This is a genomic window from Xanthomonas hortorum (genome assembly GCF_011305375.1).
Lineage (GTDB): Bacteria > Pseudomonadota > Gammaproteobacteria > Xanthomonadales > Xanthomonadaceae > Xanthomonas > Xanthomonas hortorum_E.
On record NZ_VCME01000008.1, the window covers coordinates 27,045 to 49,812 of the forward strand.

Sequence of the window (22,768 nt, forward strand, 5' to 3'; positions counted from 1 at the left end):
GAAAGGGTGCACAGCACTCGAACAGAGGCCCATCTGCAGCGATATCTGGCTCGGCACGCGCTCGCGGTCATGCATATCGAGCGAAACCACGGTTGCGGGTCAGACATCGCCTGGCCCGCAACGCACCGATCCCGGCAAACAAGTCGTCACGCTCGCCCGGCGTGGTGGAGACCATCACCGGGGCTGACATCTCAACGCCGGGCGCGATGCACCAACGGAATCAGCACCACGCCCAGCAGTGCCACCGCAGCGGCCACATAGCCGATGCTGCCCAGGCCCCAAGCCGGAATCACCAGCCCGCCGATGATCGCGCCGATGCCGATGCCTGCATTGGCCGCCGACACATTGGTGGTGCCGGCCAGCGCCTGCGAATGGGTCACCGAGTTCATCACCCGCACCTGGCTGATCGGAAACAGCGCGGTATAGGCAATGCCCCAGACCGCCAGGGTCAGAGAGAGCAGCACGCCGGTCTTGGCCACCGGCACGCACACCGCCATGCCCAGCGCGAGCAGCAGCAGGAACACCGCGGTGGCGCGCAGCGGCGAGCGATCCACCACCCGGCCGCCGAGCCAATTGCCGATCAGACCGATCGCGCCAAAGCCCATCAGCCACCAGCCCACGTTCGCCGCCGGCACGCCCACGCTGCGTTCCAGCAGGTCGGCCAGATAGGTGTAGGCGGTGAACATGGCGGTGAACACCACGACCGACAGCGCCACATTGGCCAAGAAAAAGCGCTCGGTGAAGATGCCGGCCTGCTGGCGCAGATTCACCCGTGCGCTGCGGGCCACCGTTGGCATCCATACCGCCAGCGCGGCGGCCATCGCCAGCGACAAGGCGGCCAGAATCCAGAACGCGCCGCGCCAGCCGATGCTGTTGGCCGCCACCGTGCCCAGCGGAATGCCGAACAACAACGCCGCCGAAATGCCCAGATACACCCGCGATACCGCGCGCCCGGCGTGCTGTGGCCCGGCCAGTTGCCCGGCGGTCTCGCTGGCGGTGCCCCAGAACACCGGCAATGTCAGCGCCGGGATAAAACGCGCCAAGGCCAGCACCCAGATGTTGGGCGCCAGCGCGGCCACCGCGTTGGAGACCGCAAACACCAGCAGGATCGCGATAAACAGGCGCTTGCGATCCACATGCGACAGCCACGCGGTCAGCGGCGGGCCGAACAGCATCACGGTGAAGGCGAACAGCGTCACCAGCTGGCCGGCGGCGGAAATGGAAATTTCCATATCGCGCGCAAGGCCGGGCAGCAGCCCGACGATCAGGTACTCGGTGGTGACGATCACAAACGCGGCAAATGCCAGGATGAAGATCGCCAGCCCGCTGCGCGTGGTGGCTGGCGCGTTAGTGGCAGACGCGGTGGACGTGGTGGAACGGACAGCAGACATGGCATGCGCCGCAGTGTGGGCTGGCCATGATAGGAAAGAATTTAAGTCGTATATCGGGATTATTTTCCGTACATTGCGGATCTCATTTCTCGAATCCGCCGTTATGCATCCTTCCGAACGCGTCAAAGGCATCGACATCTTCGTCAGCGCCGCCGATGCCGGCAGCTTCACCGCCGCTGCCGAGCGGCTCAGCCTGACCAGCTCGGCAGTGGGCAAGGCCATCGCCCGCCTGGAAGCACGCCTGGGCGTGCGCCTGTTCGCGCGCACCACCCGGCGGCTGGCGCTGACCGATGCCGGCGCGGCGTTCTACCGGGTCTGCGTCAAGGTGCTCGACGAGCTGGAAGAGGCCGAGCACGTACTGCGCGCCGAAGGCCAGGCGCCCACCGGCCGGCTGCGGCTGGACCTGCCGGTGAGCTTCGGCCGGCGCAAGGTACTGCCGGTGTTGCTGCCGTTCTTCCAGCGCTATCCCGGCCTGCAGCCAAGCATTTCGTTCACCGATCGCTTCGTCGACATGGCCGAAGAAGGCATCGACATCGCAGTGCGCATCGGTGGGCCGGATCAGTGGCACAGCAGTCTGGGCCACCGTTATCTGGGCCATGAAAAACGCGTGTTCTGCGCTGCGCCGCAGTATCTGGCGCACCGTGGCACGCCCGACAGCATCGCTGCATTGATGGCGCACGACGCGGTGCTGTACGGCAAGGCCGATGGCAGCAGTAGCCCGTGGTTGCTGCGGCATGGCGCAGGACCAGTGGAACAACGCGCGATGGACGCGCGGGTGGTGTTCGGCAATGCAGAAGCGCAGGTGGATGCGGTGGCGGCCGGGCTGGGCATCGCGCAACTGCCGACCTGGTTGATCGATCACCATCTGCAGCGCGGCAGCCTGGTTGCAGTGCTGCCGCAGTGCGATACCGAAGGCCTGCCGCTGCATCTGGTGTGGATGCGCGCGCGCCAGTTGTTGCCCAAGCTGAGCCGCTTGCTGGAATGCCTGCAGCAGGGCTTGCGGGATGCGGCGTGATGGTCGTGCGTAGCGAAGCCTGAGGCGTGCGCTGCATCGGGTTGTGCACCCTATGCGTCCACTAGCGTTGGTTGCAGCGCAATTCAAGGTGAGCATTGGTAAGCGCGTCATTACGCAGCAGCACGTTGCAGCACGCCAGATCGAGCCGCTCACGCCGGTGTGCGCGTGCTCTCTAACCAATTCAGCTTCAAATCCACTGTCTTGCGGTCGACCCTGTTTTGTAAGGTGAACGCGTGTAGGCTGCGGGCCGGGGACGATTCCCCAACGAGGTGACCGCAATGGATCGCTCCGACATGCAAGTGTCCGATCTCATGGTCCTGGAGTTGCAAGGGTTCCACGATGCCTATGGCAATGGACCGGACTTCTGGGACGCGTATCAGCGCATCATGACCAGTGCCGCGCAAGCCGGCGGCGACGTGATCGCGCTGGCCAATGAAATGGCGTCCCTGGCGCAGGGGCTTGGCGTGATCAAGCGCGCGCAGCTGCTGTAACTGCAGATTGCGTCGTTTGCCGGCGATGCCGGTTTGCCTGTCAGGCGCAGGCCCTTGTCGAAGCCGACGATGGCTGGCGTTGTCTCTTTAGCCGGCTGCAGCGCGCACCAGCATCCATCATCAACATCCAGCAGCGACAGCCACAGCGCAGGTGGGCTGCCACCGCGACGCGTGGCTTACTTGACGTCGGTTGTTTCGGTTGTCTCTGTCGTTTCTTCAGACGCGTCGGTTGTCTTGACTGCCGGCTTTGCGGCGACGGCTGCAGCCGGCGCAGCGTCGGACTCGCCGCGCTTCTTGTCACGACGCAGCGGCGTGTCGCCCAGACGCTCGATCGCGCCACCGGACTGCTGAAACGCTTCCAGATCAGCAGCCAGGCGCTGTTCGGACAAGCGCGGCTTGCCTGGCTGATTGCTCACGGTCATCGACTGGCGGCGGGAATTATTCATCGCAAATCCTCATGCGTTGTAGAGCGTCAAGGGAATGCCCCGGCGGCGCTGATCGTCGTAGGTGGCACGCACGTCGCGGCAATACGGGCCGGACATGACGAAACGGCGGCAGATGGCCGGCCGTGTGTCGTAGATCGAGCAACACATGCGCGCAGCATCGATGGCCACGCACCAGCCTTCCTCGTCACGCGCCATCACGTGCCAGCCTTGCGGCGTCACGGTGGTCAGATGGTTGGGAATGCGGTCGGTTGAGTCGACCATGACGGTGAGCCGGCAACAGACGGCGTCGCAGCGTTCGCAGAGATTCTTGATGGAGAAGGCCAGATAGTAGTGAAGGCGACACCGGGCTCCGGCCGCCTCTGCACCATACACCCTGGGCGAGCCAGGGTGTGAACCGTGCCCCCGGATTCGCTTTGCATGGCTTGGCGGTTACGCCGCAGCGCATGCGATGCAGGTGCGCCGCGCAGCGGGCTTGCGGAATGCGTTGCCTTTGTCGCCTCGATGCGAAGACCGCTTTCACCCGCGTCATCGCTGCATCGCCGTAGCGTGGCGCAGTCTGCATCCACCTAGCCAGGAAATCCTCGATGAGCACCTTGAATCAAACCTCGTCCACGCCCGACCACAGCAGCGATCACGACGACCAGCGCAGCGAGAAAGAAAAGCAGGATGCGCTGCAGGACGATGCGCTGGAAGAGACCTTCCCGGCCAGCGATCCTGTGTCGCCGTTCGTACCGGCCAAACCGCTGGATTGATCCGCATCCCGAACGAGTGAGTTAGACAAGCGGCGCACTCATCGAGTGCGCCGCTTGTGTTTGCCTGTTCGCCAGCGGTTACGGCGTCAGCACGACCTTGCGGCAATCGTCCTGCTTCTTGTCGAACAATTCGTAGCCGCGCGCTGCGTCGGTCAACGGCATGCGGTGCGAAATGATCGCGCTCGGCTTGAGGTCGCCGTTGCCGATATGTTCCAGCAACTGCGGCATATGTTTCTGCACATGGGTCTGGCCCATCTTGAAGGTGAGCCCCTTGTCGAACGCATCGCCGAACAGGAAAGCGTGAATGAAGCCGGCATACACGCCCGGCACGCTGACCACGCCGCAACGACGCGTCGCCGCGATGCATTGGCGGATCGCCACACCGCTGCTGCCTTCCAGCTTCAAGGTGGTCAGTGCGGTTTCCACCGCGCTGCCTTCGGCCTCGAAGCCCACCGCTTCGATGCTGGCATCCACGCCGCGGCCATCGGTCTGCGAGACGATCACATCGGCCGGGTCGTCGATCTCGTCGAAGTTGATCGGGATGACGCCATACGCCTTGGAGGCGAAGTCGAGCCGATACGCGTGGTGGTCGACCATGAAGATACGTTCGGCGCCCAGCATGCGGCAGCACGCTGCGGCCATCAGACCGACCGGGCCGGCGCCGAAGATGGCCACGGTGGAGCCTTGTTTGACCCCGGCATCGACCACGGCTTGATAACCGGTGGGCAAGATGTCGGACAGGAACAACACCTGCTCGTCATGCAGGACATCTGGCACCACCAGCGGGCCGACGTTGGCCTTGGGCACACGCACGTATTCGGCCTGCCCGCCCGACAGACCACCGTAGAGATGGCTGAAGCCGAACAAGGCCGCCGGTGGGCGCATGTCCTTGTGATTCAATGCCGCGCCCTTGCCGGTGTTGGTGGTTTCGCACGCGGAAAATTCCTGCAGCACGCAGTGGAAGCAGCGCCCGCAGGCGACCACGAACGGAATCACCACGCGGTCGCCCGGTTTGACTGCAGTGACATCGGGGCCAACGTCTTCGACGATGCCCATGAATTCATGGCCGAGAATGTCGCCATGGCGCAGATCGGGAATCTTGCCGCGATACAGATGCAGGTCCGAGCCGCAGATGGCCGTTGCGGTGACGCGCAGGATCAGATCGTCGCGTTCGACAAGCACCGGATCCGGCACGGTTTCAACCCGTACATCGCGTGAGCCGTGATAGTTAAGGGCAAGCATTGAGATCTCCCGAAAAGGCCGTCTATGCGCGGCAACCCATGCAGTGTTCGTGCAGCATCGTTAAGCCCATCAGCACACAGCGTGCGCATGGTGTGGACGCGTCCGATTGGCGACGCCGCGTTGATGCGCAAGTCACGTCTGGATAACCCTCGCACTCGCACCCTGAGGTCACTCGTCAAATCGCTTGCACTCATTCCACACACCGCGATGCGAACCCGACAATCAATGATCGCCAAGCAACGATCACTCAGGAGGCAGTAATGGGACTTTTCAAGATGGTAACCGCCGGCGCCGTGGGCTATGTGGCATACAAGGCGTGGCAGCGTCGTCAGGGCCAATCGACCGATGCGACCAGTGACACCAGCAGCGACCGCGACATTCAACAGACCACGTTGACCGGACCTGCTTCCAAGAGTGCGACACCACCGCATGGCGACCCGCTGCGCAGCAACGCCAACATCTCCACCGATCGCAAGCAGGCATTGGGCGCATTGGTCATCTTCAACGAGCAGGAGCGCACGCTGGCGCAACTGGCTGTGGTGAAGGGCATCGGCGGCGAAGCGCTGCAGTTTGCACGCAAGATGGATGAAGCCCACAGCGCCGCGCTCACCGACCTCAGCCGTTTTGCGCCGGACCGCAATGGCACCCTGGCGCAGGCCGCATACGCACGCGCGGACGGCACCCGCAAGCGTCTTGACGGGTTGAACGGCAAGGAATTCGAAACGCAGTATCTGCAGGCCAGCGTGACCAGCCATGAGCAGGCGCTGGCACTGCTGGATACGCAATTGAGCAGCGAGCCGGGGTCGAGCGACTTGGGCAAGGAACTGCAGCGTGCCCGCGAAACCATTGCCCAGCACCTCGAACATGCCAAGGCGCTGCGCACCAAGTCGACCCAGCCGCACTGATCGATTGATTGGTGGTCGCTCTTGTAGCGGCCAACAAAACGACTGCTAGCGGCCAACAAAACGACTGCGCTCATCGTCAGGTGGGCGCAGTTGTCTTTTTGTTTCCCGTTCGCAGACGCGCAGGTTGGAAAGTGCGGTGTCCTCATCGTTCTGCGGCGTCATGCATGCCGGTACGTAGCAGTCTTGGATGGATGCATGGCATGTTCCGACACTGGATGTGGCACTACGCATCGACTATCGCCGTGCACGACGTCTGCCGGTTTTGCGAGGATGCTTCGGTCTGCTGCGGGCGCTTGCACGCGTACCGGCGTGGGACACGCCGCAAGTACGTCCATGTAGGCTCTTACGCGGCATCCATGCCGCGTAAGGTCCCACGCCGGCACGCGTGCAAGCATCCTTCAGGTTTTGTCTGTGGCTGCAGAAAAAGCGAAGGTGTTGCTTGCATGTCAGCAGCCGTAAAGGGTGGATGCAACCTCGCGAATTGACTATCGCCGCGTACGACATCTGGCAGTTTTGTGCGGATGCTTCGGTTTGCTGCGGGCGCTTGCACGCGTACCGGCGTGGGACACGCCGCAAGTACGTCCATGTAGGCTCTTACGCGGCATCCATGCCGCGCAAGGTCCCACGCCGGTACGCGTGCAAGCACCTTCGGATGTTGTCGGTGCTGCAGAAAGAGCGACGGTATTGCCTGCCGATCCGCAGTCGCGAAAGGTGGAAGCGCGGTGTCGTATCCGGGGGCGGGACCATGTGGCGGCATGGATGCCGCCACTGAGCCTCCACGGACGGATTCACGGCGTGTCCCGACACCGGATGCGGCGCCGCGCACAAGCCGCATCACGCTCACGTCTGGTCAGACGGCGCCTGCTCGAATCCGGCCGCCTGGCGCTGCCACAACCCATCGAAGACGCCGCCATGCCCGCGCAGCTGTGCAGGATTGCCGTCTTCGACCACGCGGCCTTCCTGCAGCACCACGATGCGATCGAAGCCGATCACCGTGGACAGACGATGGGCTACCGCCAGCACGGTGCGGTCGCGCATCAGATGATCCAGCGCGGCCTGAATTTCCGCCTCCGATTCGGTGTCCAGTGCCGAGGTGGCTTCGTCCAGGATCAGGATCGGCGCGTCCTTGAGAAACGCACGCGCGATGCCCAGCCGCTGCCGCTGACCACCGGACAACATCACCCCGCGCTCGCCAACCTGGGTGTCGTAGCCTTGCGGCAGTTGCCGGATGAATCCATCGCAGAAGGCATGCCGCGCGGCCTCCTGCACATCTGCATCGCTGGCGTCCGGCCGGCCGTAGCGGATGTTGTCGGCAATGCTGCGGTTGAACAGCGCGGTTTCCTGCGGCACCACTGCGATCTTTTCGCGCAGGCTGTCCTGGCTGACACTGCGGATGTCCTGGCCGTCGATCAGCACGCGCCCGGATTCCACATCGTCCAGGCGCTGGATCAGCGCAATCAAGGTCGATTTGCCGGCGCCGGATGGCCCGACGATGCCTACCTTCTGGCCTGAGGGAATATGCAGATTCAAGTCGTGCAGCACCGCAGGGCGATCGGGATAGGCAAAGCGCACATGTTCGAAACGCACATCGCCTTCGGCCAGCGCCAATGGCGCATCCGCATCCACCAACGCATGCGGCTGCAGGATGATCTGCAAGGTATCGGCGATCGCTCCCAGCTGCTGGGTGGTATCCACCAGCGTCAGCGCCAGATCGCGCGAGCCATGCAGGATGCGAAACGTCAGCGCGCTGACCAGCACCACATCGCCTGCGCTCACCGCGCCGGCACGCCACATGCCGATTGCCCAGATCAACATGCCGCCGGCCATCAACGACAGGCAGATGTCATGGATGACGCGGGCCTTTTCCACATACATCCAGCTGCGCCGGTGCGCGACCGCTTCATAGCCGATCTGTTCGGCCAGCCGGGCGCTTTCGCGATCGCGCGCGGCAAATGCCTTGATCGTCCATACATTCGACACCGCATCCACCAACTCACCGCCCACGCGTGCGGCCTGCGCGGCAAAGCGCTGATGCTTGGCGCGGCCGCGGATGCCGAAGCTGGTGATGATGGCTGCCACAATCCCGATGAAGCCGACCAGCGTGGCCGCCATGCGCCAATCCACGGTCAGCAACAACACGATGGCACCGATGAAATCCACGATCGGCGGCACGATCTTCCACGCCAGCCCGCCGTAGATCTGCCCGGCCGCACTGCCGAGCGCGGTGATGCGATTGCCCAGCGCACCGGCGAAATGCTCGCTGAAATAGCGCATGGGGTGCCCGGTGAGATGGCGGAACAGATCCACCCGGATATCCACCACGCTGGCAACAACGGTGCTGCAGCCCAACCAGCCGCCCAGGCGCCACAGCAGGTTTTCCACCGCAATCAGGCCGATGAACACGCCCAGCGGCAACCACACGTTGGCCTGGCTGCGTTGATCGGTGGCCATCGCATCGACCAGCACCTTCATGCCGTACTGCACCGACACCGCGCAGCCGGCGGCGCCGATGATCAACAACAACAACCCACTGAAATGCCAGGGCCGCTGGCGAACGTAATGCCACAGAAAGCGTGCCGGCGTGTCCGGCAATAATTCCTGCTGGGCAGTGGGCGTTGTCACGTATCGATGTCGGCCAGTGCAAGCTGCGGCACTTGCAGGCCAAAGCGTTCGTGTTCGCGACGCAGTTGTCTGGCCAGCCCGGCATGCAGTGGACGCTCGCCCTGCTCATCGGCATAACCGAACAGGCCGGTGGGGCAATGGCGGTAGTTGTCCCAGCCCGGATAGTCCAGCACCGGGTAGAGGCAGATGCCTTCCATCGGCACGCCTTGCTGCATCGCCAGTGCCACTTCGCTGCCGACATGGTCCAGCCAGGGGCCGCGTTTGTCGGCTTCGGCGCCGGTTTCGGAGACGAACATCGGGCGCCGATAACGCTGCCAGAACTCGTCGATGATGGCCGAAAACGGGCGGTAATCCGTTGAGCTGCGCAGGATCGGTGTGCCGCCCAGATACCACTGATTGTCTGCGTAGTAGTTGAGGCCGATGATGTCCAGGTGCTGCGGTGTACCGCCCAATCCGGGCCATTGCTTGCCGCAGATCATGTCCCAGGCTTCGAACTGGGCCAGCCGCAGGCGCTCGGCTTCGCGGCGCGGGCCGGGGCGGTCGTTGGAGGGGATCACATGGATGGCCGGGTCCACCTGCACGAAGCGCGCGCGCGGTTCCACCTGGCGTACCGCATCGATCGCGGCAGTGGTGGCGCGTACCAGCTGATGCTTGAGCTCGAAGCCGCGCCCGCGTGCCTTTGGATACATGCCTGAGTGGTCGCCGCCGTTCCAGGCCCAGAACGAGATCTCGTTGACCGGCGCATAGAACGGCACCGCGTCGGTTTCGTTCTTGACGCATTGCGCGGCCGCAGCGGCAAAGCGTGCAAAACGATCGACAAAGTGCGGCGACCAGATATCCACATCGTCCGGCCAGCCGTAATGGCACAGATCCCAGATCACCTGGGTGCCGGCGGCATTGGCCGCGTGCAGCATCGGCAGGAAACTGGACCAATCGTAATGGCCGGGGCGTTGCTCGATCAGGTGCCAGCGCAAGCCGTCGCGCACAGTACGCAAGCCGTGCGCCGAGACGGCGCGGTAATCGTTGGCGGCCCAGCGGTCGTGTTTGGTGCCGGCGATCAGATCCAGCCGGCGGCCGTCGCGGCGGCGATGGGTCGAACACTCGAACCCCGCCATGAAAAAACTGTCGAACACTGTGGGGGTATGCATCTGACATCCTGCTGCACGATCGGTTGCACGCTGGCAACCGACCATCGATGACTGCCCCGCAGCGCGAGCGCGGTGGGGCGGGGTGTTGCCGATCAGACAGCCAGTTCGGCGTGACGCTGGTGTTCTGCCTCTTCGATGCGCTTGAACAAGGCCAATGCCTGGCCGACCACTTGATCCATGTTGTAGTACTTGTAGGTGCCCAGTCGCCCGAGAAAGGTGACATTGGGCGTCTCGGCCGCCAGGCGCTCGTAACGCCGGTACAGCGCGGCATTCTCTGCACGTGGAATCGGATAATACGGGTCGCCGTCGGCCGATGGGTACTCGTGGGTGAGGCTGGTCTTGGGATGTTGCTGGCCGGTCAGATGCTTGTACTCGGTGATGCGCGTGTAGGCCACATCTTCGGCCGGGTAGTTGACCGTGGCCACCGCCTGAAAGTGTTCCTGATCCACGGTGCTGTGTTCGAACTTGAGCGAGCGATACGGCAGCTTGCCGTAGCAATAGTCGAAGTATTCATCCACCGGCCCGCTGTAGACCAGTTGGTCGTAGTCCAGCTCGTCGCGGATCTCGCGGTAGTCGGTATTGAGCATCACCTTGATGTTGGGGTGATCGAGCATGCGTTCGAACATGCGGGTGTAGCCGTGCAGCGGCATCTGCTGGAAGGTGTCGGTGAAGTAACGGTCGTCGTCATTGGTGCGGGTGGGTACGCGCGAGGTCACCGACTTGTCCAGCTGCGACGGATCCAGACCCCATTGCTTGCGCGTGTAGCCGCGGAAGAAGGTCTCGTACAATTCACGGCCCACCTGGTTGATCACCACGTCTTCGCTGGTCTGGATATCGGCCACCGGTTCGGCGCGGCTGGCCAGAAATGCAGCGGCGTCTTGTTCGGTTGCGAGCTGCAAACCGTAGAGCCGGTTCAAGGTGGTCATGTTGATCGGGATCGGCACCTGCTGCTCGCCTACCTGCGCCAGCACACGATGCGTGTACGGCCGCCATTGGGTGAAGTTGGACAGGTAATCCACGATGCGCTGCGCATTGGTGTGGAAGATGTGCGGCCCATAGCGATGGATCAGCACACCGGCGTCATCGTGGAAGTCATAGGCGTTACCGCCGATATGCGGGCGACGATCCACCACCAGCACGCGCTTGCCCAGGCCTGCGGCCAGGCGCTCGGCCAGCACGCTGCCGGCAAAGCCCGCACCGATGATCAGGTAATCGAATCCGCGCCGGGTTCCGCCGAGGGTGCGGGTGCTCGCCAGCGGAACGGTGCCCGAAGGCGTCATTGCTTCCACGTGAGTTTCTCCTTCATCAAGTCATAGGTGTGGTCCCAGGACATATCGCCCAGCACTTGGTCGGCGGTTTCCAGCAGCTGCTCGCGGTCGGCGCCGTCGCGCAGCGCGGCTTCGCACGCGGCAACGAATGCATCGGGCGTGTCGGCAATGCGCACCACGCCGGTGTCGCCATAGGTGCGCACCACATCGTGGATTGGCGTGGAGACCACCGGGCAGCCGCCGGCCAGATATTCGGGCGTCTTGGTCGGGCTGATGAAGCGGGTGGAGGCATTCATCGCAAACGGCATCAACGCCACCTCCCAGCCGGACAGATAGCCGGGCAATTGGTCGTAGCTCTTACCACCCAGGTAATGGATATTGTCGGCTTGTGGCAACTCGGCCGGGTCGATCTTGACCACCGGGCCGATCATCACCCACTGCCAGTGCGGGCGTTGCGCGGCGATGCTGCGCAACAGCTCCACGTCGAAGCGTTCGTCGATCACGCCATAGAAACCCAGACGCGGATGCGCGATGCCGGCTTGATCGGCAGGCTCCTGCTGGGGCGCACGTGCCGCAGCGAAATGCGCCACGTCCACACTGCTGGGGAAGGCATGTGCGTTGGCATGCAGCGCGCGCTTTGCTTCCCAGATGCTGTAGCCACCGGTGAACACCACATCGGCGCGCTGCAGCAGTTCGCGTTCGCGTTGTACCAGTTCGGGCGGCGCACCGCGAAATGCCGACAGCTCGTCCATGCAGTCGTACACGATCACGCGCGGATGCAGATGCGCGCTGAAGCTCTGGCTCATCGGCGTGTAGTACCACAGCACCAGATCGTCCACACCGAGCTCGGCCAGATAGCCATCCAGCAACTGGCGTTGGATCTGCACGGCCGCCTCGCCTTCGCAACCGGCCGGCAGCCGGGGCACCAGCACATGCAGGCCGCCTGCTTCGCCACGCACCTGCAGCCACGGCTCGGGTTCGTCGCAGGCGATGGGCTCCTCCCAGAACAGCAGATTGAAATCACGCGCAAAGCGCGACATCAGATGTTGTGGGCGCTGGTACACAAAGCTCCAGCGCAGGTGAGACAAGCACAACAGCGTGGGCCGCGATGGGTCGAATTGCGGGATGCTGTCGGATGCGACGGCGCGGCGGGTGTTGCCGATGTCGTAGTGAAACTGACCAGCCCAGCTCATGGAATGCCCTCAATCAAAAAGGAAAGGAATCAGCGCGCATCACGCGCGCGAGAGACGGTCTGCAGGCAGCAGGGTGCGAGCCACCTCGTTGCGGCGGCGTCCCTCTGCCGTTGGCAACAAGCGACGTGCCGGTGTGACCAGCTCGCGCGCAAGCTCGCGCTCGGGCACGGTGGTCGGGGTGCGCGGTCTGGTCAGGCGCGAGGTCGCATAGCCGTCCGGATGCAGTTGCTGCCAACGCCAGGTATCGCGACACATGCGGTCCAGGTCGTATTCGGCCTTCCAGCCCAATAGCCGATTGGCCAGCGTGGCGTTTGCGTAATACACCGCCACATCGCCATCGCGGCGCGGTGCGATGCTCAACGGGATGCGGCAGCCACTGGCACGCTCGAATGCGGCAGCCACCTCGCGCACACTGTGGCCGCGTCCGCTGCCCAGGTTCACCACCAGTCCTTTGCGCTCGCGCTGCAGGTAGTCGATGGCATCCACATGCGCGCGCGCCAGATCCATCACGTGCAGATAGTCGCGCACGCCGGTGCCGTCGGCAGTGGGGTAGTCATCGCCGAACACCTGCAATGCAGCGCGGCGGCCGACGGCCACCTGCGCGATATAGGGCATCAGATTGTTCGGCACGCCGCGCGGATCTTCGCCCAGATACCCGCTGGGATGGGCACCCACCGGGTTGAAGTAACGCAGTAGCGCAGCATTGAATTCGGGCCAGGCGGTGCTGAGATCGCCGATCATTTCTTCCATCATCAGCTTGGTGCGGCCGTAGGGATTGATCGCCTTCAACGGCGCGGTTTCCTTGATCGGGCTGATGTTTTCATCGCCATACACGGTGGCCGAGGAGCTGAACACCAGGTTGGACACCTCGGCGGTGCGCATCGCACGTAACAGCGCGAGCGTGCCGGTCACGTTGTTGTTGAAATACAGCAGCGGCTCGCGCACCGATTCGCCAACGGCCTTGAGTGCGGCAAAATGCAGCACGGCATCGATACGCTTGCTGCTCAGCAACTCAGCGAGCTCTGGTGCGCGCACATCCATGCGGTGAAACTCCGGTCGAGCTCCCATCAGGTACTGCAGATGGTCGAGCACGCGCTCGGATGAATTGCTCAAGTTATCGACAATGCACACGTCGTGCCCACGTCGCGCCAGTTCCACACAGGTATGTGAGCCGATATAACCGGTGCCGCCGGTGACCAAAATTCTCATTGATTGCCTGCCTTGTGGAGGGCGCTGAGGCGCCGGCTTACCCAGGACGCGGATCACCACCGCGCACGTTTGCCTGCGTGTTGGGTGATGTCATCGCGCCGGCAGCGTGCTGATGTGCAGCTACGCATTGGGCGGCAGCCAGGTCTGGGCGAGCAGAGGGCTACATGCATCACGGTCCAACACGATCTACGGTAGGTGGCAGAACGTGAGAACAGGCGCAGGGGTAGGTGTGTGCCACGCGAGTGAGGCGTTGACTATTTACTCACCGGCGCTGTGTGTTTTTTAGTCGCGCACATTGCGTACCAAGAGCGGGCGGAAAAATTATTTCCCGGCGATTTATTGCTGAGCTTGGGAGTTGGGTCTTCAGCGAAGAGCGGCTGATCTGCGGTTTGGCTGCAGGGTCCTTGCCCGCCCACCATCGCAGGACACGCCGCAAGTACGTCCATGTAGGCTCTTACGCGGCATCCATGCCGCGTAAGGTCCCGCGATAGTGGGCGGGCAAGAACCATCGAAGATGGTCGGTGTGCATAGTTGCAAGCAGTGCATTATGTGCGTTGTTCGGATAACGGAGGCGCATTCGATCAGCTTCGCAACGCAAGGCTGTCAACAGACAGCTTTCAACAAAGCAACCTGCAAATTCCCTGGTGCGGTGTCCTTGCCGCTTGCGGGACCATGTGGCGGCATGGATGCCGCCACTGAGCCTCCACGGACGGATTCACGGCGTGTCCCGTGAGCGGCAAGGGCACCGCGCGCTCGGCCAACCAAGCCTTTGATCGAATCTGAAATGCACATGCAGCACGCTGCTGCACACAAAAAACCCCGCGTTGCTGCGAGAGCAACGCGGGTTTGGTGACAACTTAGAGCGGGCTACAGAGTGACGGCGCCACCGGCAATGGTCAGCAACGTGCCTGACGTGTAGCTGGCAGTGTCGGCCGCGAGCATCACGTAGGCCGAGGCCAGCTCGACCGGCTGGCCGGGCCGCCCCATCGGGGTTTGGCTGCCGAAGTTTTCCACCGAGTCTTCGTCCATGCCTGCCGGAATGAACGGTGTCCAGATCGGGCCGGGCAGCACCGCATTGACGCGAATGTGCTTGTCGGCCAGCACGCCGGCCAGACCAATGGTGAGGTTGGCCAACGCGCCCTTGGTGGCGGCATAGGGAAGAATATTCGGCGTCGGTTTCTTGGACTGCACCGAGGCAGTATTGATGATGGAGCCACCGTCCTTCATCAACGGTACCGACAGCTGTACCAGATGAAACACCGCATGCACATTGGTGTCGAAGGTCTTGCGCCATTCGTCCAGCGTAATGTCTTCGAAATTCTGGAAATATTTCTGGTAGCCGGCGTTGTTGACCAGAATGTCCAGTCCGCCGAAGGCGCTGTTGACCTGTTCAATCAATGCTGCGGCCTGGTGCGGGTCGCTGATATCGCAACCGACCAGTAGCGCCTTGACGCCGGCCTTCTCGATCAGCGCACCGATTCTGGCCGCGTCCTCCTGCTCATCGGGCAGATACGCGATGGCCACGTCGGCGCCTTCGCGTGCGTAGGCAATCGCCACGGCAGCACCAATGCCACTGTCGCCACCGGTGATCAGCGCGCGCTTGCCTGTCAGTTGCCCGTGACCGACGTAGCTATCTTCGCCATGGTCCGGGCGTGGATCCATCTTCTCGGTCCGGCCGGGGAAGCCCTGCTGCTGCGGCTTGAACGGCGGGCGTGGGTAATTGGGGACGGGCATGTGGGGTCTCCTGACGGTGTGGATCACTACGAAGTGAGTGTCAGTGTGGTCATGCAGACGTAAACGTCCGGGCTAGACGATGTCGCCGGCATGTGTGCTATGCGCGGCGCGTTCACGTTGTCAGCATGCACGCCAGCCGATCTCACGGTGGGCAGTGCGCGCAGGCTTCATGCGCTTTTGCCGATCACGCTCGATACTGCGCGCATCGTCAGGAGTTACGCATGGTCTTTCGTCGCAATGGGTTGTCGTTGTGTCTGCTTGCGCTGACGCTGCTCTTCATCGGCTTTCAGATCTATGCCGGCCTGCATGCCTACAACGCGGAGTTGACGGAGCAGGGCCAGCCAACGCTGCTGCTGGCCGCGTATCTGCACAGCCCGCATTTCGTCTCGGCCCTGTTCGAGAATTGGGAAAGCGAGTTCCTGCAGATGGGCATGTATGTGCTGCTGACCGTCAAGCTGCGCCAGGTGGGTTCGGCCGAGTCGCGTCCGCTCGATCCTGCTGAAGAAAACGCCGAGATCAAGCCGGGCCAGACGCCGTGGCCTGTGCGTGCCGGTGGTCTGTGGCTGCGCGTGTATGAGCACTCGTTGGCCCTGGCATTTGGCGCGCTGTTCCTGATGAGTTTTGTCCTGCATCTGCTCGGCAGCTGGCGGCTCGCGTTGCTGGAGCGCATACAAAAGGGGTTGCAGCCGATCAGCATCCTCGACCATTTCACCGACGCCGGGTTCTGGTTCGAATCGATGCAGAACTGGCAGAGCGAATTCCTGGCGGTGTTCGCGCTGGTGGTGTTGACCATCTGGCTACGGCAGAAGGATTCGCCGCAGTCCAAACCGGTGGCGGCACCGCATTCGCAGACCGGTGGCTGAGCATGTTCGGATCATGCGTACTTGGCGTACTTGGCGTACTCGGCGGGGCCATCTGCGCAATCACTTCACACGGTGACGCAGGTTTGTTCACCAGCTTGCAATGCCCGCCTGCCTAGCGTGGTGGCACGATAACCAGGCAGGAGAACCGCGATGGCTAGCGAACCGAAGAAGCCGTGGGGTCCGGACGATGATCAGAGCAAGCCGTTCACGCCGCAAGAGCAGCGCAACGAGAATGCCGAACGAAAAGTGCACGACATGCCTGACGAAGACCGCGACGTCAACAAGGCGGACCCGGAGCAGGACTACGAACGCCCGGATGGGTCGGAAAAACGCTGAGTCCTCCGCGATGCGATACCGATGAAGGCGCCCGCAGTTGCGGGCGCTTTTAGTTTCAACAGCCGCACAGGACGCGGGGTTGAGCGATCTGTACACACGCTCTCCACGATGAGTGCGTAGGCTGTGGATAGCACATCGAACCCGACCGGCCCCGCTGGAACGGTTCGCCCAACGCCTCGCATGGCGCTGGCCCAGGTCAGCACCAGCTGACGCCTAGATTGCGATGTAACAGCGCAAACGAGCTGATCCAGTGGCTCATCGATGATGGCATCCGCCTCGGACTGGCGTGGCAGCCGTCGCAAAACCTTGCACTTCGTGGCGTTTTGGCACTCGCGCTGCGGCGACCGAGCCCAACCGTGACGCTTGGCACTGGCGTAACCAGGATTTGCCATGCGTACTTCGGTCAAAATCGGCACGGCGGGCTCGACATTGGGGAAAGAGCTACGCTCATCCCTGATGGTGATGACACCGGTGTGCCACTCGATGTGGTGAGCGGCGCTTTTTCGCGCCGTCGTCACAATTCTCAACTGAACATGTATCAGCACTTTGCGGACAGAAGCGCCCATGGACCGTCTTTCCTGCGCCATCATCGACGACGACGTGGAGTTCTGCGATCAGGTGGTGGAGTTAGCCACCGATAGCGGCTTCCGGGCCAAGGGTATGCACACCCTTGGCGAAGCCAGCCGTTGGCTGGACAGCAACTTCCCCGATCTACTGGTCGTGGACGTTGGCCTGCCCGACGGCAGCGGTTTCGATCTCATCGAACGGCTCGACCCGGATCACTCGCCACAGATCGTGGTGGTGTCGGGCGATTACGCCCATGAAACGCAGGGCCGCGCACAGCAGTTCGGGGTCAGCGAGTTCCTGACCAAGCCATTCGCGCCGGAACGCCTGGAGCGTGTGCTCGGCGGTCTGCGTGAAGCGCAGCAGGGCAACCTGGGCATCGTCGGCAACAGCGACAGCATCGTGCTGTTGCGCAAGGACATCGTGCGCGTGGCGCCAACCGACTTGAACGTGCTGGTGACCGGCGAGACCGGTACCGGCAAGGACCTGGTCGCGCGTGCCATCCATCGTGTCTCCGGTCGTCGCGGCCGCTTTGTGCCGGTCAACTGCGGCGCAATCCCGGAAGAACTGCTGGCAAGCCAGCTGTTCGGTCACGAGCGCGGCAGCTTCACCGGCGCCGATCGTCGCCATGCCGGATTTCTGGAGCAGGCTGCCGACGGCACGCTGTTTCTGGATGAAATCGGCGAAATGCCCAAGCGTCTGCAGGTCTATCTGCTGCGGGCGATCGAATCGCGCAGCTTCATGCGCGTGGGCGGCAACGAAGAGATTCCGCTCGATGCGCGCGTCGTGGCTGCCACCCACCAGCATGTGCAGCGCGAGCATGCGGTGCTGCGCGAGGATCTGTTCTACCGGCTCAACGAATATCCGATCCAGGTGCCGCCGCTGCGCGAACGGCGTGGCGATGCGCGGTTGTTGGGCTTGCGTGTGATCGACGAACTCAACGTCAAATACGGCACGCGCAAATTGCCGACCAAGTCATTGCTGCGCTATCTGGCATACCACACCTGGCCGGGCAACGTGCGTGAGCTGCGCTCGTTCATCCGCTATCTGTATCTACGCTCCGATGGCGACCTGTTGAGTGCGCCGGATGTGGAGCAGACCGTGCCGCAGGCCGACGAGAACGGATTGTTGATTCCCGCAGGCTGGACCATGCGCCAGGCCGAGGACGCGATGATCGAGGCAGCATTGGCACGCACCCGCTTCAACAAGAAGGCCGCCGCACGCGAGTTGGGCATCAGTGTGCGCACCTTGCACAACCGGCTCAGCGACAAGGACGCGTAGTGGCCGATGCATCCGATGGACAGCGGCGTGAGCTGCTGCACCAATTGCGCAACCGCCTCAACGTGATGGGATTTGCGCTGTATGCGTTGCGCAACGAGGCCTCCAAGCCACTGGAGACCTTGCGCAGCGCGCACCAGTCAGCGGTGGAGCTGCTCAATCAGCTCGGCGAAGAAGAGCGCGCCCGGCAGCAGATGAAGGATACCCAGGCCGACACTTCCGATCGGTGACGGGTTGTCGGTGAGATCCGATCAGATGATGATCAATAATGCTCGGCCGGTTGAGCCTGGTCGCTCAGCAACGTGGTGATCGCGCGCGGGTTGTACGGCTTCATGCAGTACGACAGATGCGCAAAGCGCGCTGGCAGCGTGTAGCGGTCATAGCCGGAACAGAACGAGAACGGTACCCCGCGCTCCAGCAATGCATCGGCCACCGGAAACACCGGCTGACCTCGCACATTGACGTCGAGCAACGCACCATCGATCTCTTCGCCCGAGGTAACCAGCGAAAGCGCGTCGGATACATTGCCCACCGGTCCGACCACGCGGACACCGGCTTCGATCAGCAAGTCGTTGAGTGATTGGGCGAGCAGATAATCGTCCTCGACCACAAGGATGCGGCGGCCGTGCAGCGCTGTGTTGGACATAAAAACTCCGGAACTAAAGTGCGGTCTGACGCCGCACGCATCGTGCGCGCACCCCGCGTTAATAACGCGCGTAAGCAAGCGCTTCAAAGAGCGATCTCTTCAACTTCAGGACAAGTAAGCACGCGTGCGTGGATGGCTACATGCAAACCTGCATGCAAACGCACCTGTCACGGAAAAAATTGCGCAGCAGTGCACATCTTGCGACCTGTTCGATCGTCGCTAAAAAGAGTGTGCTGTTGAATTCAACGAGATCCTTGCAGCACCGGTGTCCACGTCAGTCATAAACTTGGCGCGCATTGTGCGTATCGACCCCGAGTCCTTGAGACGTACACAGTGGAGTAGTCATGATTACGCGCATTCTTCAGTTGTCCGCCCGCGTGGCGAGCAACGCATGGGTCGAGGTCGGCGTGGGCGCCGATGCGGACATTCTGATCGCCGATCGGGGCGGCAAACGCGAAGAACGTGCCACCTTTGGTCGACGCGCTCCCGGACAGCAGCGCTCGATCCACATGCAGGAGCCGAGCTGGCTGGGCGGCGTGGATCTGGCGATCTGGGAAACACAGCGCTGTGCGATTCCGCTATGCGGATTCGTCTGCACGGCCTCTGCAGATGGCAGCACTGCCGCCACCTGGTTGAGTCAGGACAATGGCGAGGTGTACGCAGCGGGCCTGCGCAACGTGATGGATATCGGCGGCCGCCTGCAAATGGGGTTCTCCTTGCTGGTGGCCTCGTCGGCCAGCATGCCCACGCATCGTCCGCTCTGCATCGATGGCGATGTCAAACAATGGCTGCAGGTCGGCGGCAAAGTGGCCATGCTGCATCTCACGCCTTGGCAGTTGAATCGCTATACGACTGCAGCCGGCGTACGGCCGGACTGGACCGGCGAAGAGCACTCGGCGCAGATCGCGCGCGTATGAGTGGGAATGTCGGGCAGCAAACATAAAGGGGCCCCTGGGGCCCCTCGTCGTTCTGGTCGTGCGATGTTGTTTCAGCTACGGAAGGCGGCATGGTCATGCGTCATGCATTTCGCATGCATCGCACGCGGCTAGGGCATCAAGCCTTCAACCAGTTTGGCTTGGAACATCCGACTCATGTTGAAGCTCCGGTCTTGGTGGCTTTGAGCGTTGATTGAATGGTGTGGGTGCGTTGGGGGCAGAGCGGTTGATCTGCTGGTTTGCTGCAGGGCCCTTGCCCGCCCACCGTCGCGGGACACGCCGCAAGTACGTCCATGTAGGCTCTTACGCGGCATCCATGCCGCGTAAGGTCCCGCAACGGTGGGCGGGCAAGGACCAATCGAGATGGTCGGTGTGCATGTTTTCAAGCAGCCTACGAACTGTCTGGCGTGGTGCAGCTTATGCCGTCGTTGCAATGATCTGTCGTCGCAATAAAAAGCCCGGATCGCGAACGACCCGGGCCAATGCTGGGTGCGCTGGCACTCGGCAGGTTCAGCGCTGGATGTCGCCGGTGGTGGAGCCGGCACCCGGGCCTGCGCCCAGGTCGGCACCGGTCACGCGGTCGAGCTCCGGATTGGAGAGCAGACGCAACGACATCGCGTCCAGTGCGTCGGTCTGGGTCGCGTCCAACGCAACCGTGGCCGAGCCGTCACCGCCATCGACTGCAGTCTGCAGTTCGCGGTCTGCAACCACGTCCCATTGCTCGCCGGCATTCCACGGACCCACCATGTCGCCTTCGCCCTGCGACATGTTGTAGTAGGTGTCGGTGAAGCGCGGATCGCCCGGCAGCTTGCCCGGCGGGAAGTTCGGCTCGATCGAGTACAGCGCTTTCTCGAACGACTTCTGATGCGCCACCTCGCGTGTCATCAAAAAGCGCAGCGCATCCACGATGCCCGGATCGTCGGTGACGGTGATCAGACGTTCGTACACCAGCTTGGCGCGTGCTTCGGCGGCGATGTTGGAACGCAGGTCGGAGGTCGGGCAACCGATCGAGTCCACATACGCCGATGTCCACGGCACACCGCTGGAATTGACCAGCGCCGGGCCACCACCGTACAAGATCTGCTGGGTGTGGCTGGTGCTGTTCTGGGTCATGCTGCGCATCTCCATGGCCTCTTCCATGCCTTCGGACAACACCGCCTTCGGTCCCTTGTTGAGCATGGCGATGATCGAGCCGATGATCTCCAGGTGGCTCAGTTCTTCAGTGGCGATATCGAACAGCAAATCCTTGCGGCCCGGATCGTCTTCGCCCAATGCTTGGGTGAAGTACTGCATCGCAGCGGCGAGTTCGCCCTGCGGTCCGCCAAATTGCTCGAGCATCAACGTGGCCAGATCCGGATTCGGCTCGGCAACGCGGACGGTGTACATCAACCGCTTGTTATGCATAAACATGGGTCGTGCTCCATGGCTGGCACCCGGGATGACTGCCACTCGGTAAGCGGACAGAAAACGCGGGGCTCTGGCTTTCGGGGGTGATGCCCGCAGACGCGGGCAGACGCAGCGCGGCAGTGCCGCACTGCGCGATGCATCAGGCCGCTTTACTGGTCTTGGATGCTTTTTGGTTGCCACCTTGCTCGGCAAGCAGGGTCAGCTTTTCATCGGTGGCTTTTTCTTCTTCCAGGGTTGCAAGCAACAACGTGATCGCATCGGAGTAACCGAGCTGCTTGGCGATGGCCGCGATGGTGCCGTACGAGGCGATTTCGTAATGCTCCACCTTCTGTGCGCCACCGATCAGTGCCGCATCGCGCACCGGGCCGGCTTCGATCTCTTCGATCACTTCACGGCCTTCTTCGACCAGGCCTTCCATCGCTGCACACTTGATGCGCTTGAGCTTGATGCCGAGCAGTTCGACGATCTGGTCGATCCGCTCGATCTGGCCCTGGGTTTCTTCCAGATGCACCTTGAATGCCTCAACCAGCTTGGGCTCGGTCGCCGCACGTGCCAGGCGCGGCAGCGATTTGGTCAGCTGTTTTTCTGCGCTGTAGATGTCCGATAGTTCGTGGATGAAAAGCTCTTCAATTGTCTTGATCGCCATGGGCGGCTCCTTCGAGTGGATAGGTGGGTCAACAGTGCGGTGCACCGTGTGCGTGTCATGCCTTCAACTGCCTGCGAGCCAGCGGCTCCGTCACGTCGGCATCGCATTGCACGGGCGTGACGCACACCAGTGCTGCAAGGTCGCGGTGACCGGATTTCAAGCTGTCTCGCATGGGTCGCTAAGCTAGTCACCGACGTGTTAGCGGGATCGGTGGATGCGGTGATCCCGATGCGATGGCGGCCTGTGCCGTGGCCCGTGCAGGGAGGCTGCAAAAACAGCGCCGTGCAGACACCGCGATGCGCTACAACGGTGGTCCACCACTGCGCGAGACGTTGGCATGACGCCATTGGATAAGAGCGGCTAAAAAAACGTAGCGAGCAGCCGTCAGGCGGGTGCGGACGGCGCGCAGGAACCGGAGTGTACGAGTGGTACATGAGGATTCCGAGCACCGGCCGCGCCCGCCTGACGGCTGCGCAGTAGTTTTGTTCGCCGCTCTAAACCGCTACGCCGAGAACTGCACATCGGCGCGTCGACCTACACCTTGATCATCGACCCGCAGGGCTTGAAGCTGGTCGAAAAAGGCAAGCGCAAAGGTGTGGTCTTGCGTTGGGATGAACTGGTCAGCGGCGATGCCGCACTGGCCCGCGCATTGCAGGCCTCACTCAGCGACGCGTGAG

Annotated in this window: 23 protein-coding genes and 1 other RNA gene; 10 read left to right on the forward strand and 14 right to left on the reverse strand. The window is 62.6% G+C overall.

What is annotated here, in order from left to right; genetic code table 11:
• Nucleotides 1-191: 191 nt before the first annotated feature.
• On the reverse strand, nt 192-1,391 hold the full coding sequence (locus FFY45_RS09675) for an MFS transporter (protein ID WP_176340278.1): 1,200 nt from the start codon (nt 1,389-1,391) through the stop codon (nt 192-194).
• 103 nt (nt 1,392-1,494) lie between these two features.
• On the opposite strand from FFY45_RS09675, the gene FFY45_RS09680 reads away from it, so the two are divergent.
• Nucleotides 1,495-2,406, forward strand: coding sequence for a LysR family transcriptional regulator (locus FFY45_RS09680; protein WP_176340279.1), 912 nt, complete (start codon nt 1,495-1,497; stop codon nt 2,404-2,406).
• Nucleotides 2,407-2,684: 278 nt separating this feature from the next.
• Nucleotides 2,685-2,897 (forward strand): hypothetical protein, encoded by a 213-nt coding sequence (locus FFY45_RS09685; protein WP_006449499.1) that lies wholly within the window; start codon nt 2,685-2,687, stop codon nt 2,895-2,897.
• 176 nt (nt 2,898-3,073) lie between these two features.
• Here FFY45_RS09685 and FFY45_RS09690 read toward each other — a convergent pair whose 3' ends face one another.
• Nucleotides 3,074-3,343: a hypothetical protein gene (locus FFY45_RS09690; protein WP_176340280.1), complete on the reverse strand. Its 270-nt coding sequence runs from the start codon at nt 3,341-3,343 to the stop codon at nt 3,074-3,076.
• 9 nt (nt 3,344-3,352) lie between these two features.
• Nucleotides 3,353-3,604, reverse strand: coding sequence for a YkgJ family cysteine cluster protein (locus FFY45_RS09695; RefSeq protein WP_006449501.1), 252 nt, complete (start codon nt 3,602-3,604; stop codon nt 3,353-3,355).
• Nucleotides 3,605-3,927: 323 nt separating this feature from the next.
• Here FFY45_RS09695 and FFY45_RS09700 point away from each other — a divergent pair, with 323 nt between their 5' ends.
• Entirely contained in the window at nt 3,928-4,095 is a 168-nt protein-coding gene (locus tag FFY45_RS09700; protein ID WP_176340281.1) for a hypothetical protein, read from the forward strand.
• Nucleotides 4,096-4,173: 78 nt separating this feature from the next.
• Here FFY45_RS09700 and FFY45_RS09705 read toward each other — a convergent pair whose 3' ends face one another.
• Nucleotides 4,174-5,337, reverse strand: coding sequence for a zinc-dependent alcohol dehydrogenase (locus tag FFY45_RS09705; protein WP_176340282.1), 1,164 nt, complete (start codon nt 5,335-5,337; stop codon nt 4,174-4,176).
• A 260-nt stretch (nt 5,338-5,597) separates the two neighbouring features.
• On the opposite strand from FFY45_RS09705, the gene FFY45_RS09710 reads away from it, so the two are divergent.
• Nucleotides 5,598-6,242 (forward strand): DUF4142 domain-containing protein, encoded by a 645-nt coding sequence (locus tag FFY45_RS09710; RefSeq protein ID WP_176340283.1) that lies wholly within the window; start codon nt 5,598-5,600, stop codon nt 6,240-6,242.
• An 840-nt stretch (nt 6,243-7,082) separates the two neighbouring features.
• On the opposite strand, the gene FFY45_RS09715 is transcribed toward FFY45_RS09710, so the two are convergent.
• The 6 genes from FFY45_RS09715 to FFY45_RS09740 form a co-directional block, all read right to left on the reverse strand.
• Nucleotides 7,083-8,834, reverse strand: a complete 1,752-nt coding sequence (locus FFY45_RS09715) for an ABC transporter ATP-binding protein (RefSeq protein ID WP_176340316.1) — start codon at nt 8,832-8,834, stop codon at nt 7,083-7,085.
• Between the two features lie 26 nt (nt 8,835-8,860).
• A complete protein-coding gene (locus tag FFY45_RS09720; protein WP_176340284.1) occupies nt 8,861-10,012 on the reverse strand; it encodes a glycoside hydrolase family 1 protein in 1,152 nt (383 codons plus the stop codon).
• A gap of 92 nt (nt 10,013-10,104) precedes the next feature.
• Nucleotides 10,105-11,292 carry a UDP-galactopyranose mutase gene (glf, locus tag FFY45_RS09725; RefSeq protein WP_176340317.1) on the reverse strand — a complete coding sequence of 396 codons (1,188 nt, stop codon included), beginning with the start codon at nt 11,290-11,292 and terminating at the stop codon, nt 10,105-10,107.
• Nucleotides 11,289-12,473, reverse strand: coding sequence for a glycosyltransferase family 1 protein (locus FFY45_RS09730; RefSeq protein ID WP_176340285.1), 1,185 nt, complete (start codon nt 12,471-12,473; stop codon nt 11,289-11,291). Before FFY45_RS09730 ends, glf begins: the two co-directional genes overlap by 4 nt.
• Nucleotides 12,474-12,512: 39 nt before the next feature.
• A complete protein-coding gene (galE, locus tag FFY45_RS09735; protein WP_176340286.1) occupies nt 12,513-13,682 on the reverse strand; it encodes a UDP-glucose 4-epimerase GalE in 1,170 nt (389 codons plus the stop codon).
• Nucleotides 13,683-14,549: 867 nt separating this feature from the next.
• The gene (locus FFY45_RS09740; RefSeq protein ID WP_046933190.1) at nt 14,550-15,416 is read right to left on the reverse strand and encodes a glucose 1-dehydrogenase; all 867 of its coding nucleotides are present in this window, start codon (nt 15,414-15,416) and stop codon (nt 14,550-14,552) included.
• Between the two features lie 221 nt (nt 15,417-15,637).
• Here FFY45_RS09740 and FFY45_RS09745 point away from each other — a divergent pair, with 221 nt between their 5' ends.
• The 4 genes from FFY45_RS09745 to FFY45_RS09760 all read left to right on the forward strand — a co-directional run bounded on the left by FFY45_RS09745 (nt 15,638) and on the right by FFY45_RS09760 (nt 18,687).
• Nucleotides 15,638-16,279, forward strand: a complete 642-nt coding sequence (locus FFY45_RS09745; protein ID WP_176340287.1) for a DUF6766 family protein — start codon at nt 15,638-15,640, stop codon at nt 16,277-16,279.
• Nucleotides 16,280-16,429: 150 nt separating this feature from the next.
• A complete protein-coding gene (locus FFY45_RS09750; protein WP_074058564.1) occupies nt 16,430-16,615 on the forward strand; it encodes a hypothetical protein in 186 nt (61 codons plus the stop codon).
• Nucleotides 16,616-17,179: 564 nt separating this feature from the next.
• Nucleotides 17,180-18,460, forward strand: coding sequence for a sigma-54-dependent transcriptional regulator (locus FFY45_RS09755; protein ID WP_176340288.1), 1,281 nt, complete (start codon nt 17,180-17,182; stop codon nt 18,458-18,460).
• Nucleotides 18,460-18,687, forward strand: a complete 228-nt coding sequence (locus tag FFY45_RS09760; protein ID WP_176340289.1) for a hypothetical protein — start codon at nt 18,460-18,462, stop codon at nt 18,685-18,687. The genes FFY45_RS09755 and FFY45_RS09760 overlap by 1 nt, the downstream gene beginning before the upstream one ends.
• Nucleotides 18,688-18,719: 32 nt before the next feature.
• Here FFY45_RS09760 and FFY45_RS09765 read toward each other — a convergent pair whose 3' ends face one another.
• Nucleotides 18,720-19,103, reverse strand: coding sequence for a response regulator (locus tag FFY45_RS09765; RefSeq protein WP_168957247.1), 384 nt, complete (start codon nt 19,101-19,103; stop codon nt 18,720-18,722).
• Between the two features lie 344 nt (nt 19,104-19,447).
• Here FFY45_RS09765 and FFY45_RS09770 point away from each other — a divergent pair, with 344 nt between their 5' ends.
• Nucleotides 19,448-20,020: a hypothetical protein gene (locus tag FFY45_RS09770; RefSeq protein ID WP_176340290.1), complete on the forward strand. Its 573-nt coding sequence runs from the start codon at nt 19,448-19,450 to the stop codon at nt 20,018-20,020.
• A 528-nt stretch (nt 20,021-20,548) separates the two neighbouring features.
• Here FFY45_RS09770 and FFY45_RS09775 read toward each other — a convergent pair.
• From FFY45_RS09775 to FFY45_RS09785, 3 genes are all read right to left on the reverse strand, one after another.
• Nucleotides 20,549-21,448: a manganese catalase family protein gene (locus FFY45_RS09775; protein ID WP_168957244.1), complete on the reverse strand. Its 900-nt coding sequence runs from the start codon at nt 21,446-21,448 to the stop codon at nt 20,549-20,551.
• Nucleotides 21,449-21,584: 136 nt separating this feature from the next.
• A complete protein-coding gene (locus FFY45_RS09780; RefSeq protein ID WP_074058568.1) occupies nt 21,585-22,091 on the reverse strand; it encodes a YciE/YciF ferroxidase family protein in 507 nt (168 codons plus the stop codon).
• A 358-nt stretch (nt 22,092-22,449) separates the two neighbouring features.
• Nucleotides 22,450-22,525: non-coding RNA, sX9 sRNA (locus FFY45_RS09785), on the reverse strand.
• Between the two features lie 35 nt (nt 22,526-22,560).
• On the opposite strand from FFY45_RS09785, the gene FFY45_RS09790 reads away from it, so the two are divergent.
• Nucleotides 22,561-22,767, forward strand: a complete 207-nt coding sequence (locus FFY45_RS09790) for a hypothetical protein (protein WP_043907125.1) — start codon at nt 22,561-22,563, stop codon at nt 22,765-22,767.
• Nucleotide 22,768: the final 1 nt, after the last annotated feature.

Excerpts from the sequence above, each read along its gene's own strand:
- FFY45_RS09685 (WP_006449499.1), top strand. The coding sequence starts at position 2,685 with ATGGATCGCTCCGACATGCAAGTGTCCGATCTCATGGTCCTGGAGTTG.
- FFY45_RS09720 (WP_176340284.1), bottom strand. The coding sequence starts at position 10,012 with ATGCATACCCCCACAGTGTTCGACAGTTTTTTCATGGCGGGGTTCGAG.
- FFY45_RS09710 (WP_176340283.1), top strand. The coding sequence starts at position 5,598 with ATGGGACTTTTCAAGATGGTAACCGCCGGCGCCGTGGGCTATGTGGCA.
- FFY45_RS09730 (WP_176340285.1), bottom strand. The coding sequence starts at position 12,473 with ATGAGCTGGGCTGGTCAGTTTCACTACGACATCGGCAACACCCGCCGC.
- FFY45_RS09755 (WP_176340288.1), top strand. The coding sequence starts at position 17,180 with ATGGACCGTCTTTCCTGCGCCATCATCGACGACGACGTGGAGTTCTGC.
- glf (WP_176340317.1), bottom strand. The coding sequence starts at position 11,292 with ATGACGCCTTCGGGCACCGTTCCGCTGGCGAGCACCCGCACCCTCGGC.
- FFY45_RS09690 (WP_176340280.1), bottom strand. The coding sequence starts at position 3,343 with ATGAATAATTCCCGCCGCCAGTCGATGACCGTGAGCAATCAGCCAGGC.
- FFY45_RS09700 (WP_176340281.1), top strand. The coding sequence starts at position 3,928 with ATGAGCACCTTGAATCAAACCTCGTCCACGCCCGACCACAGCAGCGAT.
- FFY45_RS09695 (WP_006449501.1), bottom strand. The coding sequence starts at position 3,604 with ATGGTCGACTCAACCGACCGCATTCCCAACCATCTGACCACCGTGACG.
- FFY45_RS09680 (WP_176340279.1), top strand. The coding sequence starts at position 1,495 with ATGCATCCTTCCGAACGCGTCAAAGGCATCGACATCTTCGTCAGCGCC.
- FFY45_RS09745 (WP_176340287.1), top strand. The coding sequence starts at position 15,638 with ATGGTCTTTCGTCGCAATGGGTTGTCGTTGTGTCTGCTTGCGCTGACG.
- FFY45_RS09705 (WP_176340282.1), bottom strand. The coding sequence starts at position 5,337 with ATGCTTGCCCTTAACTATCACGGCTCACGCGATGTACGGGTTGAAACC.
- FFY45_RS09780 (WP_074058568.1), bottom strand. The coding sequence starts at position 22,091 with ATGGCGATCAAGACAATTGAAGAGCTTTTCATCCACGAACTATCGGAC.
- galE (WP_176340286.1), bottom strand. The coding sequence starts at position 13,682 with ATGAGAATTTTGGTCACCGGCGGCACCGGTTATATCGGCTCACATACC.
- FFY45_RS09775 (WP_168957244.1), bottom strand. The coding sequence starts at position 21,448 with ATGTTTATGCATAACAAGCGGTTGATGTACACCGTCCGCGTTGCCGAG.
- FFY45_RS09675 (WP_176340278.1), bottom strand. The coding sequence starts at position 1,391 with ATGTCTGCTGTCCGTTCCACCACGTCCACCGCGTCTGCCACTAACGCG.
- FFY45_RS09750 (WP_074058564.1), top strand. The coding sequence starts at position 16,430 with ATGGCTAGCGAACCGAAGAAGCCGTGGGGTCCGGACGATGATCAGAGC.
- FFY45_RS09765 (WP_168957247.1), bottom strand. The coding sequence starts at position 19,103 with ATGTCCAACACAGCGCTGCACGGCCGCCGCATCCTTGTGGTCGAGGAC.
- FFY45_RS09740 (WP_046933190.1), bottom strand. The coding sequence starts at position 15,416 with ATGCCCGTCCCCAATTACCCACGCCCGCCGTTCAAGCCGCAGCAGCAG.
- FFY45_RS09770 (WP_176340290.1), top strand. The coding sequence starts at position 19,448 with ATGATTACGCGCATTCTTCAGTTGTCCGCCCGCGTGGCGAGCAACGCA.